Genomic DNA, 13,925 nt, shown 5'->3' on the forward strand with positions numbered 1-13,925 from the left:
TCGCTTTTGCCAGTACAAACTTTCGTTTGAACAGTTTTTGTGATAGAACTCTATTTTTTATTAGCGATGAGGTTTAACTGTGTCAATTAAGTCAGATAAATGGATTGAGAAAATGGCTCGTGAGCATGGAATGATCGCTCCATTTCAATCAGGACAAGTAAGAGAAAACGAGAGCGGGCGTATTATTTCTTACGGTGTATCAAGTTATGGGTACGATGTTCGTTGCTCTAATGAGTTTAAGATATTTACTAACATCAATTCTGCAATTGTCGATCCTAAAGCTTTTGATGAAAACAGTTTTGTCGATGTAACATCGGATGTTTGCATCATTCCGCCTAACTCCTTCGCTTTAGCAAGAACGGTTGAATACTTTCGTATTCCCAGAAATGTATTAACTATTTGTTTAGGTAAATCAACTTATGCTCGCTGCGGCATTATCGTCAACGTCACTCCTTTAGAGCCCGAGTGGGAAGGACATGTTACTCTGGAGTTTTCAAATACCACAACCTTGCCTGCTAAAATTTATGCGAATGAAGGGGTGGCGCAAATGCTGTTTTTAGAAGCAAGTGAAGTGTGTGCTGTATCTTATCGTGATCGCGGTGGGAAATATCAGGGACAAACCGGTGTGACGTTACCAAGAACCTAGAGTCGTTCATCGAGGGAAAAAGCTCTTTATAGCGTATTGTAAAAGACACCAGCATCTTGAAGTGCGATGGACAATTCGCAGAGCATTCTGTAAAAATCAAAACGTTATCGAGGCGCCTATCCGTATGCTACAGGTAGGCGTCTTTAGTCTTACAACAATGCTAATCTTCTTTGAGTAAGGGACAGGTTGATCGAGATGCATCAACTCGCTCACGCAGTTCTTTACCGGGTTTAAAATGAGGACTGTGTTTTGCTTCCGTTACTACTTTTTCTCCCGTCTTGGGATTATGGGCATTGCGAGGCGGTCTGTAGTGCAGTGAGAAACTGCCAAAACCTCTTATTTCTATTCTTTGTCCCTTAATCAGCGCTTCGCTCATTAATTCCAGAATTTTATTTATTCCATCAGCTACTTGCTTTTCAGAAAGATGCGTCATTCGAGCAGCGATGTGTTCAATGAGTTCCGATTTAATCATACCCACCTCGTTTTGTCGCGTGATCTTACGTCTGCAACCAAGACACATCAGGCGCTGACACTATTCACTTGTTTTATAAGTATAGACTGGGTAAAAAATTATTCAATGTTTTCATAACAGTTAGTTTAAATAAGTTTACGAACATGAATAAATACCGGAACCACCCCCCAGCTCATTTGCAATTGGATACTGTTTTTTACCATAAAATCAGGATTTTTTAGGGCTTTGCTGGTAGTCATTACTGTTTCAAGTTGCGGTAACTGACTGAGTTTGACGCTAATCTCTTCCCAGATTGTTCCAATAAACGTTGTGGAATTGATAAATATCAGCGTCGCCTCACTTAAATCGATATCGATTATATCGCCTTTGATGATCGCTATTTGCTGAGCAATAGTTTTATAATCAGGATGCGAGGCTAATTTTTGGATTTGAGCACACGCACTGGCATAAAGTTCCGGGAGTATTTCTATTCCAACACTTTTGCGTACAGGATATACCATAGCGCAAGCGAAAACGGCTTTGCCAACACCACACCCTAAATCATAGAATACCGTGTCGGATTTAGGGTTGACCAGGGATAAGAGCGCTAAAAAAGGGATAAATTCAATTTCACCGTAAGTATATTCAATAGCATCAATATTTTGATTTAGTCGTGCTAGACGAGACAGTGAGTAGCCATCTACTGCAGCAAATAACGCATTAAAAGCACAGGCGTGTTTTGTCACGTTCAAAGTGCGCTGCCATAATCGAATTTTTCTGCGTTTTACCTGTAATCGAAAAAAATGCCATAACATCAGGACTATCATTAAAAAAAACAGTAAACCAGCCAAGGCACTTATGAGCGTAATGCCTTCATCAACCATGTCTAAACCTGTCTTCCTGCAGGATTTTCTCTTTCTCTTCTTGAGTTAGCTTAGGCCATGCCTGCAACAAGACTTTGCCCGCCTCTCTTTCATTCATTGCCTGGTGATGCATTTCCCAGGGGAGTTCATCGCTAAGATACAAGGTAATAACAAAGGCCGTTAACAAGGTCGTAAATACGGCAAAAAGCCCTAGCCTTAATTGAAACATATTGAGTAATTTGTTGCTTTTATTCACAGCATCATGAGCTACTCGCTCAATATGATCACAGCTTTCACTGGCAATTCTATGAAATTGGTGAACATCGTATCGCGCCAGATGAGCGGCAAGGGTTTGGGTTATTTTAGCCGATTGCTGTTCAATTTTATGAATACAATGCTCCGTTAACGTATTGAGATGCTCCTGATGCCGTTGAAAATCGTGCACTATCTGGCTGCCTTTTTGTTCCAGGGCATGCAAATTGGCTGCTCCTTGAGCCAGTGCTTTTTCAGCCGTCATCCGAAATTGTTCAACTCCTGCTGGTGCGATTAATTCGCTAATCGTCGCCAGTTCATTGCATATTTTTTGGGCTGAGCGTTGTAATTGGGCATTTTGTTGTTCTATTTCTTCTCGCCACTCCAGCATTTTAGTTTCAGCAAGTTCAAAATAAGCGATAAATTCACCCGTATGACGCAACAGTTCTTTAATGCGGACTATATCCTCATCGTGATATTGTTCCATGCGTCCTCCTTTTAGGTCCATCTGTTTTAGAAGAATACTGTATACATATTTTTCGTGCCGTACAATGAAAATAAGCCTGTAGTGGTTGCTTTATTATGCATGGCGCCTATAATTCATTCGCTATAGTATTTAAAATTACAGTAGAAAGTAAAAAGCGGGTTAATATTTCCTTAATATTGATTCATTAAAATGGAACTATATATCAGGGGTAGGAGAATACCATGGCCGGAAACAGTTTTTTGATAGGGCTCCTGCAACACACGATAGAACGCAGACTTTATCAAAAGACGTATTCATCAATACCGGTGGAAAGCAGTTTCAAGCTTTGGCCGTAGCATACATCGATTACTTTAAACATTGTAGCCGTGCCAGTGATCAATCGTTAAAGAAAATATTAGAACGGTTTTACACCTATTACCCCAAATTCATTTCAAATCAGGCTTATCTTACCCCTGCGGATCGTATGACAATGTTAATCAACAGTGCGCGTAAATCCGAGGTGGTGGAATGTCTCGCCTATGTATTTCAGCAAATGGCTGTTGATGAAGTGTATGCTCACCCTTTGGAATATAGGGAGATCTTTGCTGGTATGGATGCGAATGAGTCCAAAGCTGTGTTGCGTCAGGCTGGAACTGTGTTCCCTCCAAGCGTTCTTGGCGCTTTATCGCACGCATTAGGGATCTCCATAGTTCTTTCTGTTATAGAAAATGGTAAAGAGTTAAGGCAGAGAACATTATTTTCCTGTAATTCTACGGGGATGTTTAAAGCGGAATTGGAGTTACAGCTTAATGGCGAAAATTATTTTCCCCGAGTTAAAAATGAGGCGGATTATGCTTATGTAGGTCAATTGGCCATAAAGCCTCCAGCGCCTGCGGCATCAGAAGAATTCAGTAGCGAAACGCTTGCCGAAATAGTGGGGTTGATTCAAGCAGATAACAAACAGATTTTAAGAACTTACGATCAATGGAAAAAGAATTTATTAATGGAAGGTTTGACTAAAAAGCAATTGGTCGCACTGTACATCAAGTTTTTACCCGAACACAGCACGATTATCCATGATTGCAGGGAATTTTTTTCAAGGTTAAAAGCGTCCAATAGTCTGGTCGTTCGGGTTGATACCCGAAATAACGAAGAATACATCAAAGATGCGTTAGCAGGAAGTTTGGCCGAGTGGATTAGCCTAAACCAGATAGATCCTGATAGGTTAATGGATTACATAGAAAAACCGGTTGTCGAGGCAGCCAGTCCAGCGGCATGAGCGTTTGCAGGCTTGACAAAAAAATCGGTCATGTCCGTGCAGACGAGCAACCACCCGTCAATTAATCTTAAAACAGCCAGGTAAACAAGGTATCCCCACACAAACCTTCTTGTATTTTGGTGAGTTAGCTTAATTTATTTTAGCGCCAAACCAGAAATGGTAGCCCGCCTGTGCGGGCATGACCGGTTTTTTTGTCATGTACAGAGGCAGGGCAAACACATCTAAACGTAGTATCTAAGAACAAGACGCCTACGTTCTGCGCTTTATGCGCAGAATCCAGATCTTTGCCTGCACTAAGATCGCATGGATCCTGCGCATAAAGCGCAGGACGTAGGCAAAAGGGTGGAGATTTATGTTCATAATTTAGATGCGTTTACCCTGTGTACAGAGGTTTATTCTACAGAGTCGCATGCATAATGCGTTATGATGGTGTAGAGATGTGCTTACAGAAAATCGTGCTGCTTCATCCATTCATCATTAGCATATTTTGACATGTAATTGCGAATAGAATCCGGTAAAATAACCAGACATTTCTGTCCCTTTTTCAGTGATTTTGCTGCCTGTAGCGCTGCCCACATTGCAGAACCGCAAGATCCCCCTACAAGCAATCCTTCTTCACGAATTAATCGTCTTGCTGTTTTGAATGAATCAGCGTCGTTTGTTTTAACATAAGCATCGATTAAATGATTATCCAGTACGTCCGGAAAGAAATCATAACCAATTCCTTCAACCAGATAAGATTTCACCTCCGTTCCCCCTCCTAGTATCGAGCCTTCAGGATCAGCGCCTATAATTTTTATTTGGGGATTATATTCTTTTAATCGCTTTGCTATTCCGGTAATTGTTCCACCGGTACCGACTCCTGCAACGACCATATGCAGATCCATACCGAAATCATCAATTATTTCCTGAGCTGTACCGCAATAATGCGCATTAGGATTATTGGGATTAGCGTATTGATCGAGTATGTGAGAATTGGGTATTTTCTTTTTAAGATCTTTTGCCAAAGAAATATGGCTGTCCGGGTCGTGTGATGCCGCTTCAGTGCGTGTTCGGTATATTTTTGCCCCCAAAAGCTCAAGTACGGATTGTTTTTCCTGGCTCATTTTTTCTGGCATGGTGATGATAACCTTGTACCCTAAAACGGCTCCTGCCAGTGCAATGCCTATTCCGGTATTGCCTGAGGTTGGTTCTATCAGGGTATCACCGGGTTTTATTTGCCCTGCTCGCGCAGCCTGGACAACCATTTCATAACCTATACGATCTTTAACAGATCCTCCTGGGTTGAAATACTCACATTTAGCATAGAGCTCACAATCCAACTCGCTGCCCAGACGATTTATTTTTACCACAGGCGTATGTCCTATCGCACCCAAAATATTAGGGTAAATCATATTAGTCCCTTATTGATATGAAAGATTTGATTATAAGCATATAGACATAAAATGCAAAATGGCCATTTGAGTTATGGTCTTTAAGTTTAAGAAAAAAAATCCTGATTTTGCGGATGAATTTGTAGTGGTTAATTCGTGATTTTTAATTTATATTGGTTGAGAGAAGTGGAGATTCGCTTTAATTTATTAACTTATGCAGGGAGCTTAGTATGAATAATGCAACGTTGTTAATGTGGGCAGGTGCCGCTGCTTTGGTTGTAGGATTATCAGGTTGTCACATGGACGGGCAAAGCGCTCAAGAGTCTACATACTCAACAGAGTATTCAACTCACGTTGATAAGTCAGCTGCAGTTGTCTCTGCGCCAAAACAAAAAAGTTACGCATCGAAAGAGCCAACTCAGGAATCAACTCCTGGCCCAAAACAAACTGCTGCGCCACAATTGCCTGTTATAGAGTAACACGGTGGAGAGAGCTTGCGCCCCCTTGCTGCGATAATCGAGGGGACGCAGTTTTATATTCGCCAGGAATAGAACTTATTGAGGTGCGATCATTTCTTCCGGTTTAACGTACTGCGCAAATTGTTCTGCGGTTAAATAACCGAGTTTTACAGCAGCCTCTTGTAGCGATGAATTATCATGATGAGCTGTCTTGGCTATTTTTGCGGCTTTATCATAACCAATATGCTGATTTAGCGCTGTGACCAGCATCAAGGAATGATGCAGATAATAGTCAATCACCGGTTGATTGGCTTCTATGCCTTCTGCACAAAACTCCTGGAAGGAATGACAGGTATCCGCCAAAAGATTTAACGAATGCAACACGTTGAATATGATAACGGGCTTAAATACGTTCAGTTCAAAATTCCCCTGACTGTCAGCTATTCCTACGGCAGTATCGTTTCCTAAAACCTGAGCACATACCATGGTCATTGCTTCGCATTGCGTTGGATTGACTTTACCAGGCATGATGGATGAGCCCGGCTCATTTTCTGGAATGGTTATCTCACCTATGCCGCAGCGAGGTCCTGAAGCAAGCCAGCGAATGTCATTGGCAATTTTCATTAATGCGCAAGCCAAAGTTTTCATCGCACCGTGCGCAAAAACCAAAGGCTCGTGTGACGCTAAAGCGGCAAATTTGTTGGGTGCTGTAACAAAGGGCAATTGAGTAATGGCGGCAATGTGTTTTGCCACTTTAACGGCAAATTGCGGATGGGTGTTTAAACCCGTACCTACGGCTGTGCCCCCTGCTGCCAATTCATAAAGTTCGGGTAGTACTTCTTCTATTCTGTGAATGCAGGCATCGAGTTGAGCAACATAACCGGAAAACTCTTGTCCCAAGGTGATTGGCACGGCATCTTGTAAATGCGTTCTGCCTATTTTTACTATATCCTTAAAGGCTGCAACTTTTATTGCAAAAGCATCTCTTAAATTGCGCACGGCAGGCAGTAGTTTATTATTGATTGCTATGGCTGCTGCGATATGCATGGCTGTAGGGAAGGTATCATTTGAAGATTGAGACATATTCACATGATCATTGGGGTGAATTGGGGTCTTGGTACCCATGATTCCGCCAGCCAACTCAATCGCTCTGTTGGATATGACTTCATTGGCATTCATATTCGATTGAGTGCCGCTTCCTGTTTGCCAGACATGCAAAGGAAAATGAGCATCCAGGATGCCTTTACTGACTTCATCAGCTGCTTTGACGATTAAGTCGGCTTTGTCACTGGGAAGTTTGCCTAATTCCTGATTAGTCAGTGCAGCAGCTTTTTTCAGGATACCAAAGGCATGTGTTACTTCACGAGGCATAATGTCGGAGCCAATGTTGAAGTGATGTAAGGAACGTTCAGTTTGGGCGCCCCAATATTTGTCTGCGGGCACTTCAATTTCACCCATACTGTCTGATTCAATACGCATAGAGTTCGTCATATTTGCTTCCTTGGATAAAATAATTCTGTTTGAAAGGAAATAATCATTTTAGCATAGCAGACGTTATTAAGTAATTTTTGTTATAGTGTCGGCTTCATATTTTTGGTGAATAAACCGTGAGAGAAATACGTATCTATCAACCTGGCTGTTGTCCCGTTGGGCAGGTATTGGAATTAACACCCGATGCGGGTCAACATGTGGCAGTGGTATTACGCATGCAAGCAGGTGAGCCGCTTACTCTGTTTTGCGGAGACAATCGTGAATATTCTGCTGTAATTGAGCGGGTTAAAAAAAAGCAAGTTCATGTCGCAATCAAAGAGGTTAAAGAGGTGAATCGCGAGTCGCCTTTAAGCGTTCATCTGGGGCAAGCCATCTCTAAGGGCGATCGTATGGAGCTGGTCATGCAAAAGGCAGTTGAGCTGGGAGTCGCTTCCATAACACCCCTATTAACGGAGCGTTGCGCTGTAAAACTGGATAAAGAACGCATGGCAAAAAAAGTGAATCAATGGCAAAATATTGTCATTTCTGCTTGCGAGCAATCGGGTCGTAACGTGATTCCGCCAGTTCATCCTCCCCTTTTGTTAGAGGACTATTTGGGCTTGGCCAATGCGGCAAGCAAATATATTTTACATCCCGAAGGGAAAAAAACATGGCGGGATTATCCGATCGGCTCATCCGATATTTCGTTGATCATAGGGCCCGAGGGTGGGTGGAGTGATGACGAAATTAAATTGGCTTGTCAATCGGAGTATTTACCTTTATCTTTGGGACCAAGAATTTTACGAACAGAAACAGCGGCTATTACTGCCTTAAGCGTGTTGCAAGCAGTTGGTGGTGATCTATAATTGAATTTTAAACAGTTGAGGAATACTCATGAGTGATAATATTAAAACAGTGACAGACGCAAGTTTCGATCAGGATGTCATTAATTCCAGCAAACCAGTTTTAGTTGATTTTTGGGCTGAGTGGTGTGGTCCATGCCGAGCACTGACTCCTATTCTGGAAGAAGTTGCTGCATCGCACAGCAAAGACGTTACTTTTGCAAAAATTAATATTGATGACAACCCTCAAGCACCTGCCAAATTTGGTGTAATGAGCATACCCACCCTGATTTTATTTAAAAATGGTCAGGTTGAAGCCGTTAAAATGGGCTTACTGTCCAAGTCCCAATTAAGCGCTTTTGTTGAAAGTCACGTTTAATCCTGTTTGAGTGATGGTTGGCGTAAGAAAAAAATCGAGACTAACCGTCACTGCATCAATCTTCGGGAATGAAACGAAAGCTACATCCTGTAAGCAAATTCTTTTAGTTTTTGTATAAAAAAGTTGGATCTTGTTTGCAAGCTGTGATAGCCTGTTAGCAATATGTGACATGCTAAAAGATCGGAACATGTTGCATAGGCAGTCGAATTCTTAGCTGCTATTCCCTAACAAAAAATTTTCTCGGATATTCAATTCGTTTAAACTACAAATCAAGTGAGAAGTATGAATCTTAGTGAACTAAAGCAATTAGCTATTGCTGACCTCGTTAATATCGCCCAGGAGATGGGAGTTGAAAATACCTCCCGTTTGCGTAAACAAGACATTATTTTTGCAATTCTTAAAGCACATGCTTTAAAAGGTGAAGACATCCACGGCGATGGTGTCTTGGAAGTTTTGACTGATGGTTTTGGATTCTTGCGATCAGCAGATGGTTCTTATCTGGCAGGACCAGATGACATTTACGTCTCTCCAAGTCAAATCAGACGTTTTGGTTTAAGATCAGGCGATACCATCTCGGGTAAAATTCGACCGCCAAAAGACAGCGAGCGTTATTTTGCTTTATTAAAGGTTGATCAGATCAACTACGACACGCCAGACAGTGCGAAACGCAAAATACTCTTTGAAAACCTTACTCCTTTATTTGCTACCCAACGATTAGTTATGGAACAGGGTAACGGCAGTACCGAAGATTTGACCGCCAGGGTTGTTGATTTATGTGCCCCATTTGGTCGAGGACAGCGTGGTTTGATTGTATCGCCCCCTAAAGCGGGTAAAACCTTGATGCTGCAAAACATTGCCCGGTCTATAGAAAAAAATTATCCAGAATGTTACTTGATTGTATTGCTTATAGACGAACGGCCTGAAGAAGTGACCGAAATGCAGCGTTCGGTGAAAGGTGAAGTCGTTGCCAGTACCTTTGATGAGCCTGCAAACCGTCACGTACAAGTTGCCGAGATGGTGATTGAAAAGGCCAAGCGATTGGTTGAGCATAAAAGAGATGTGGTTATTCTGCTTGATTCCATCACTCGTCTGGCACGAGCATATAACACGGTTGTTCCCTCATCAGGTAAGGTTCTGACCGGTGGTGTTGATGCGAATGCATTGCAACGCCCCAAGCGTTTATACGGTGCGGCACGAAACATCGAGGAAGGCGGCAGTTTAACCATTATTGCTACTGCTTTGGTGGATACTGGTTCGAAAATGGATGAAGTGATTTACGAAGAATTCAAGGGAACCGGTAATATGGAGATCCATTTGAGTCGTAATATTGCTGAGCGTCGAGTGTTTCCTGCTATTAATATTAATCGTTCTGGAACTCGGCGTGAAGATTTGTTGTTAAGTCCTGAAGACTTACAACGAACCTGGATATTACGTAAAATTCTGCAATCTATGGATGAATGTGATGCTATAGAGTTCTTGTTAGAGCGTATGAAAAATCATAAAACCAACGCTGAGTTTTTTGATGCAATGAAAAGACAAGAGTAGTATTCTTCGCTTTTTCACTAACCAAAATCAGCTTTGGTTCGCCTGGTTTATGCCCATGGGCATAAACCAGGTAGTATACGTGAATCTGTTCGGGCTGCAGGCAGGTAAAACCCCTCTTTGGATAAGGTATGCCTCTCTCAGTCAGAATGGGTTAAGCGTTCAATTGGAACAAACTAATCTAATCCATTTGAGTTAAATCACTAATGAACTACTCTGATCTAAGAGATTTTATCGCACAGCTTGAAGCACGTGACTTATTAAAGCGCATTGATTATCCCGTTTCTCCTCATTTTGAAATGACTGCCATAAGCGATAAAGTATTGCGCTCAGGTGGCCCTGCCTTGCTCTTTACCAACCCTGCTAATTACCAAATGCCGGTCTTGACTAACTTGTTTGGAACGGTGGATCGTGTGGCCATGGGTATGGGAGAGGAGTCTATTGCTGCATTGAGGGATGTGGGTAAATTGTTAGCTGCATTAAAGGAGCCAGAACCGCCCAAAGGGATTAAAGACTTGTTTAGTAAGTTGTCTTTATTAAAGCCGGCTATGACTTTGGCACCCAAATACGTGAGCGGCGCTGAATGTCAGAACAATGTATGGGAAAAAGATGAAGTGGATTTGACCATGCTGCCCATACAAACGTGCTGGTCCGGTGATGTTGCTCCTTTAATTACCTGGGGCATGGTGACGACAAAAGGTCCAAATCAAACCCGAGAAAATTTGGGAATTTATCGTCAGCAATTATTGAGTAAAAATAAATTAATCATGCGCTGGCTTTCTCATCGAGGCGGCGCTCTTGATTATCAAGCCTGGCTGAAATCCAATCCAGGCGAGCGTTTTCCTGTAGCCGTGACTTTAGGGGCAGATCCTGCCACTATTTTGGCTGCGGTGACCCCAGTCCCTGATACCTTATCTGAATACGCATTTGCTGGTTTGCTGCGTGGTCAACGTACCCGCTTGACCCGTTGTATAGGCAATGAATTGCATGTGCCTGCCAGTGCAGAAATTATTTTGGAAGGGTACATAGAGCCGGGCGAAGAAGCTCCAGAAGGCCCTTATGGCGATCACACTGGTTATTTTAATGAGGTACAGTCCTTTCCGGTGTTTACAGTAGAGCGTATCACTCATCGTGATAATCCCATATACCTGAGTACCTATACGGGTAGGCCACCTGACGAGCCGGCAGTATTGGGTGTTGCTTTAAACGAATTGTTTATCCCGTTGCTGCAAAAACAGTTCCCCGAGATAGTTGATTTTTATCTGCCGCCTGAGGGATGTTCTTATCGATTGGCTGTAGTGACCATCAGGAAAGAATACCCGGGTCATGCCAAAAGAGTTATGATGGCTGTGTGGTCTTTCTTGCGGCAATTTATGTATACCAAATTTGTTATTGTATGCGATGATGATGTGAATGCCAGAAATTGGCAGGATGTGATCTGGGCAATTACAACACGAATGGATCCGGCTCGTGATACCGTGATGATTGAGAATACGCCTATAGACTATTTGGATTTTGCTTCACCTGTTTCTGGTTTAGGATCAAAAATGGGAATGGATGCAACCAGCAAATGGCCTGGAGAAACCCAAAGAGAATGGGGGCGACCTATTAAAATGGATGAAGAAATCATAACTAAAGTAAATGGATATTGGTCTTCTCTGGGATTAGATTAATGATAGAAAAAACAGTTCAGGCTCAGGTAGAGACTATTGCACCACTAACTGACAGCATTACGCAGCTTGTTTTAAATCCTGCACAATACGTGCCCTATCAGGCAGGTCAATATTTGCAGATTATTTTGGGTGATGAGGAGATGAGCTATTCTATTGCTAACGCTCCCTTGGGTTCTCACAAATATGAATTGCACATACGCCATAGTTTGGAAAATTCTTCCAATCAACGTCTCTTTGCTCATATTAAAGAACATGGCGAAATAACCATTCGTTTGCCTTTTGGTAATTGCAGCATGAATCACCTCGATAAGGAAAGACCCATTCTGTTTATCGCCGGAGGCACGGGATTTGCGCCAGTTAAGGCAATGATTGAGCACTTGCTCGCAACGAACGACCAACGTTGTTTTGAGTTAATTTGGGGTGCCCGCTCACGCAGCGATTTGTATCTGGATGAAAAGGTTATTCATTGGCAAAATCATGCCAGTCACTTTAAATACTGTTCATTACTGTCTAACGAGAGTAATGAGACGCTTGCTTCTTGTGCTATCTCCAGACATAGTGATGATCTTGGTGAGTGGCAAATCGTTTTAAGCGGTCCTTTCGACATGGTTTACAGTACACGTGATGTTCTTGTGGATTATGGCGTAGCGCCTGCGCACCTTTTTTCAGATGCATTTGCTTTTGAATCACGGTAAAGTGAGTTTAAGGCAACAGGAATAATGCTCAAGGAGAGAATTAATGGAAACTTTATATCAAATTTTAGGAATAATTGGTGCCGTATTGATTGTGTTTGTTTTGTATCGTTTTATCAAGGGTAGCCCCGATCAGTTCAGTAAAGAAAATTTAAGTAAAAGCGCATCCACCATGGGTGTTTTGGCATTGATTCTAATTGGTTTTATCGCCTTGTTGGTTTTGATGTTGCGGAGTACCTAGACCACATGTCTGGGTACTTTCTCTTCACGTAACTGTCCACTAAAGTCTTTAGTGTTTGGCATTGGTGATGCGGTAAGCACCTTCTTTTTCTCTCAGGTATTGATGAATGTGTGGATTATTGATGGGTAGGTGGCTGGGGTCTGCCATGAGCATGCATTCCTCCACATAGGTGACCTGACTGCTGTCATCAACCAATAAGCGATACCATGGATTCCGGGTAGCAAATTCACGTTGGCTTGCTTGTGGATTATAGGTTCCTGATGCTTGAAATATAGGATCAGCATCCACAACAATCGCACGGTAACGAGCACGTTTGTGAATGACCAAATCTCCAATATTAAATTTAGCGATTTTATCCATTTCCAGCTCCTTTTTGAGCGTTATGGAACTTATATCGGTACATTGGGGGATAGCTTGAATGGATTTTGCAAAGCAATTTTTGCGTATGCAATTGCTCCATGGCTTTTTAGGTGATCAGGCAAATACTACAGCCAGTATAATGCCCAGTTCATAGAGGAAACATAAAGGTAAGGCCAACATTAATTGTGAGAACACGTCTGGAGGAGTAAGGAGCATTCCTACGATAAATGCACTTACGATAACGTAAGGCCTGCTGTTTTTTAGTGCCATAACATTGACTAGGTTGCAGCGGGTAATGATTAAACAGATGAGCGGTAATTGAAAGCTCAGGCCAAATAACAGCAACATTCGGGTGATAAAATCCAGGGTATAGGCCATATCGGGCATCAATCGCACCCCTTTGGGCAAAGCATGGGCAAAAAATTGAAACATAAATGGCAAAATGATAAAAAAACAAAAAACCATCCCCAGTGCAAACAGCACCATGCTTAACACGATTGCGCCACGTACCTGTTTTTTTTCATTTGCATAGAGTCCTGGACTGATAAAGCGCCAAAGTTGAAATAATGCAAAAGGGGCGCTCAGCAATAAAGCGGCATCAGCAGCAAGTTTTAGCGGCGTGAATACAGAAGACGTAATTTGGGTGGCGATCAGCCCTTCCTGGTTAGGCAGTGATTGCAGTAATGGCGTGACCAAATAGTGAAATAAATCGGTCGCAATAAAAAAAAACAAAAAAAACAAGATGCCAAACAAGATTAGGGTATACAGTGCACGGCGCCTTAGTTCAATCAAATGCACTAACATGGATTCTCATGTTTTATGATAAACAAGGTAATAGAATAAACGATAAACCGTGTTTAACCTATAAAAAATCGGCGCTTAATTGAGGATTGCATCGTGTTTAAAATAACCTCATGGATGTTGCCTAGTAATCGTTT

The 13,925-nt window shown here is 42.2% G+C and carries 16 protein-coding genes; 9 read left to right on the forward strand and 7 right to left on the reverse strand.

The features are described 5' to 3' along the window. The first annotated feature begins 79 nt into the window (after positions 1 to 79). Positions 80 to 646: a dCTP deaminase gene (gene dcd, locus Lwor_RS06285; RefSeq protein ID WP_058493051.1), complete on the forward strand. Its 567-nt coding sequence runs from the start codon at positions 80 to 82 to the stop codon at positions 644 to 646. 160 nt (positions 647 to 806) lie between these two features. Here the strand turns inward: dcd and Lwor_RS06290 are convergent, their stop codons facing one another. The 3 genes from Lwor_RS06290 to Lwor_RS06300 form a co-directional block, all read right to left on the reverse strand. Next, complete coding sequence (locus Lwor_RS06290; protein ID WP_058493052.1) at positions 807 to 1,118, reverse strand: integration host factor subunit beta; 312 nt, start codon at positions 1,116 to 1,118, stop codon at positions 807 to 809. 125 nt (positions 1,119 to 1,243) lie between these two features. Beyond that, positions 1,244 to 1,981 carry a class I SAM-dependent methyltransferase gene (locus Lwor_RS06295; RefSeq protein ID WP_058493053.1) on the reverse strand — a complete coding sequence of 246 codons (738 nt, stop codon included), beginning with the start codon at positions 1,979 to 1,981 and terminating at the stop codon, positions 1,244 to 1,246. Then, complete coding sequence (locus Lwor_RS06300; RefSeq protein WP_058493054.1) at positions 1,974 to 2,699, reverse strand: hypothetical protein; 726 nt, start codon at positions 2,697 to 2,699, stop codon at positions 1,974 to 1,976. The genes Lwor_RS06295 and Lwor_RS06300 overlap by 8 nt, the downstream gene beginning before the upstream one ends. A 325-nt stretch (positions 2,700 to 3,024) precedes the next feature. Between Lwor_RS06300 and Lwor_RS13950 the strand changes: the two genes are divergently transcribed. After that, positions 3,025 to 3,957 carry a hypothetical protein gene (locus Lwor_RS13950; RefSeq protein ID WP_175042909.1) on the forward strand — a complete coding sequence of 311 codons (933 nt, stop codon included), beginning with the start codon at positions 3,025 to 3,027 and terminating at the stop codon, positions 3,955 to 3,957. A gap of 443 nt (positions 3,958 to 4,400) precedes the next feature. Here the strand turns inward: Lwor_RS13950 and Lwor_RS06310 are convergent, their stop codons facing one another. Then, positions 4,401 to 5,351 carry a pyridoxal-phosphate dependent enzyme gene (locus Lwor_RS06310; protein ID WP_058493055.1) on the reverse strand — a complete coding sequence of 317 codons (951 nt, stop codon included), beginning with the start codon at positions 5,349 to 5,351 and terminating at the stop codon, positions 4,401 to 4,403. 209 nt (positions 5,352 to 5,560) lie between these two features. On the opposite strand from Lwor_RS06310, the gene Lwor_RS06315 reads away from it, so the two are divergent. Next, on the forward strand, positions 5,561 to 5,809 hold the full coding sequence (locus Lwor_RS06315; RefSeq protein WP_058493056.1) for a hypothetical protein: 249 nt from the start codon (positions 5,561 to 5,563) through the stop codon (positions 5,807 to 5,809). 75 nt (positions 5,810 to 5,884) lie between these two features. Here Lwor_RS06315 and fumC read toward each other — a convergent pair whose 3' ends face one another. Next, a complete protein-coding gene (fumC, locus tag Lwor_RS06320; protein ID WP_058493366.1) occupies positions 5,885 to 7,267 on the reverse strand; it encodes a class II fumarate hydratase in 1,383 nt (460 codons plus the stop codon). A gap of 128 nt (positions 7,268 to 7,395) precedes the next feature. Between fumC and Lwor_RS06325 the strand changes: the two genes are divergently transcribed. From Lwor_RS06325 to Lwor_RS06350, 6 genes are all read left to right on the forward strand, one after another. Then, the gene (locus Lwor_RS06325; RefSeq protein ID WP_058493057.1) at positions 7,396 to 8,124 is read left to right on the forward strand and encodes a 16S rRNA (uracil(1498)-N(3))-methyltransferase; all 729 of its coding nucleotides are present in this window, start codon (positions 7,396 to 7,398) and stop codon (positions 8,122 to 8,124) included. A 28-nt stretch (positions 8,125 to 8,152) separates the two neighbouring features. After that, positions 8,153 to 8,479 (forward strand): thioredoxin, encoded by a 327-nt coding sequence (gene trxA, locus Lwor_RS06330; protein ID WP_058493058.1) that lies wholly within the window; start codon positions 8,153 to 8,155, stop codon positions 8,477 to 8,479. A 282-nt stretch (positions 8,480 to 8,761) separates the two neighbouring features. Next, the gene (gene rho, locus Lwor_RS06335; RefSeq protein ID WP_028382861.1) at positions 8,762 to 10,024 is read left to right on the forward strand and encodes a transcription termination factor Rho; all 1,263 of its coding nucleotides are present in this window, start codon (positions 8,762 to 8,764) and stop codon (positions 10,022 to 10,024) included. Positions 10,025 to 10,227: 203 nt separating this feature from the next. Then, positions 10,228 to 11,694, forward strand: coding sequence for a 4-hydroxy-3-polyprenylbenzoate decarboxylase (gene ubiD, locus Lwor_RS06340; RefSeq protein ID WP_058493059.1), 1,467 nt, complete (start codon positions 10,228 to 10,230; stop codon positions 11,692 to 11,694). Continuing rightward, complete coding sequence (locus Lwor_RS06345; protein WP_058493060.1) at positions 11,694 to 12,389, forward strand: NAD(P)H-flavin reductase; 696 nt, start codon at positions 11,694 to 11,696, stop codon at positions 12,387 to 12,389. Before ubiD ends, Lwor_RS06345 begins: the two co-directional genes overlap by 1 nt. Positions 12,390 to 12,432: 43 nt before the next feature. Further along, on the forward strand, positions 12,433 to 12,627 hold the full coding sequence (locus Lwor_RS06350) for a hypothetical protein (RefSeq protein WP_058493061.1): 195 nt from the start codon (positions 12,433 to 12,435) through the stop codon (positions 12,625 to 12,627). Positions 12,628 to 12,675: 48 nt separating this feature from the next. Here Lwor_RS06350 and hspQ read toward each other — a convergent pair whose 3' ends face one another. Together hspQ and tatC are read right to left on the reverse strand one after the other, a co-directional pair. Then, positions 12,676 to 12,987 carry a heat shock protein HspQ gene (gene hspQ / locus Lwor_RS06355; protein WP_058493062.1) on the reverse strand — a complete coding sequence of 104 codons (312 nt, stop codon included), beginning with the start codon at positions 12,985 to 12,987 and terminating at the stop codon, positions 12,676 to 12,678. Positions 12,988 to 13,101: 114 nt separating this feature from the next. Then, positions 13,102 to 13,791, reverse strand: a complete 690-nt coding sequence (gene tatC, locus Lwor_RS06360; RefSeq protein WP_058493063.1) for a twin-arginine translocase subunit TatC — start codon at positions 13,789 to 13,791, stop codon at positions 13,102 to 13,104. Positions 13,792 to 13,925 lie beyond the last annotated feature (134 nt).

This window comes from Legionella worsleiensis (genome assembly GCF_001467535.1).
Taxonomy (GTDB): Bacteria; Pseudomonadota; Gammaproteobacteria; order Legionellales; family Legionellaceae; genus Legionella; species Legionella worsleiensis.

Bases quoted from the DNA above. Each gene is read 5' to 3' on its own strand.
- Lwor_RS06290 (WP_058493052.1), bottom strand. From the start codon at position 1,118: ATGATTAAATCGGAACTCATTGAACACATCGCTGCTCGAATGACGCAT.
- Lwor_RS06295 (WP_058493053.1), bottom strand. From the start codon at position 1,981: ATGGTTGATGAAGGCATTACGCTCATAAGTGCCTTGGCTGGTTTACTG.
- Lwor_RS06300 (WP_058493054.1), bottom strand. From the start codon at position 2,699: ATGGAACAATATCACGATGAGGATATAGTCCGCATTAAAGAACTGTTG.
- Lwor_RS06310 (WP_058493055.1), bottom strand. From the start codon at position 5,351: ATGATTTACCCTAATATTTTGGGTGCGATAGGACATACGCCTGTGGTA.
- Lwor_RS06315 (WP_058493056.1), top strand. From the start codon at position 5,561: ATGAATAATGCAACGTTGTTAATGTGGGCAGGTGCCGCTGCTTTGGTT.
- fumC (WP_058493366.1), bottom strand. From the start codon at position 7,267: ATGCGTATTGAATCAGACAGTATGGGTGAAATTGAAGTGCCCGCAGAC.
- trxA (WP_058493058.1), top strand. From the start codon at position 8,153: ATGAGTGATAATATTAAAACAGTGACAGACGCAAGTTTCGATCAGGAT.
- rho (WP_028382861.1), top strand. From the start codon at position 8,762: ATGAATCTTAGTGAACTAAAGCAATTAGCTATTGCTGACCTCGTTAAT.
- ubiD (WP_058493059.1), top strand. From the start codon at position 10,228: ATGAACTACTCTGATCTAAGAGATTTTATCGCACAGCTTGAAGCACGT.
- Lwor_RS06345 (WP_058493060.1), top strand. From the start codon at position 11,694: ATGATAGAAAAAACAGTTCAGGCTCAGGTAGAGACTATTGCACCACTA.
- Lwor_RS06350 (WP_058493061.1), top strand. From the start codon at position 12,433: ATGGAAACTTTATATCAAATTTTAGGAATAATTGGTGCCGTATTGATT.
- hspQ (WP_058493062.1), bottom strand. From the start codon at position 12,987: ATGGATAAAATCGCTAAATTTAATATTGGAGATTTGGTCATTCACAAA.
- tatC (WP_058493063.1), bottom strand. From the start codon at position 13,791: ATGTTAGTGCATTTGATTGAACTAAGGCGCCGTGCACTGTATACCCTA.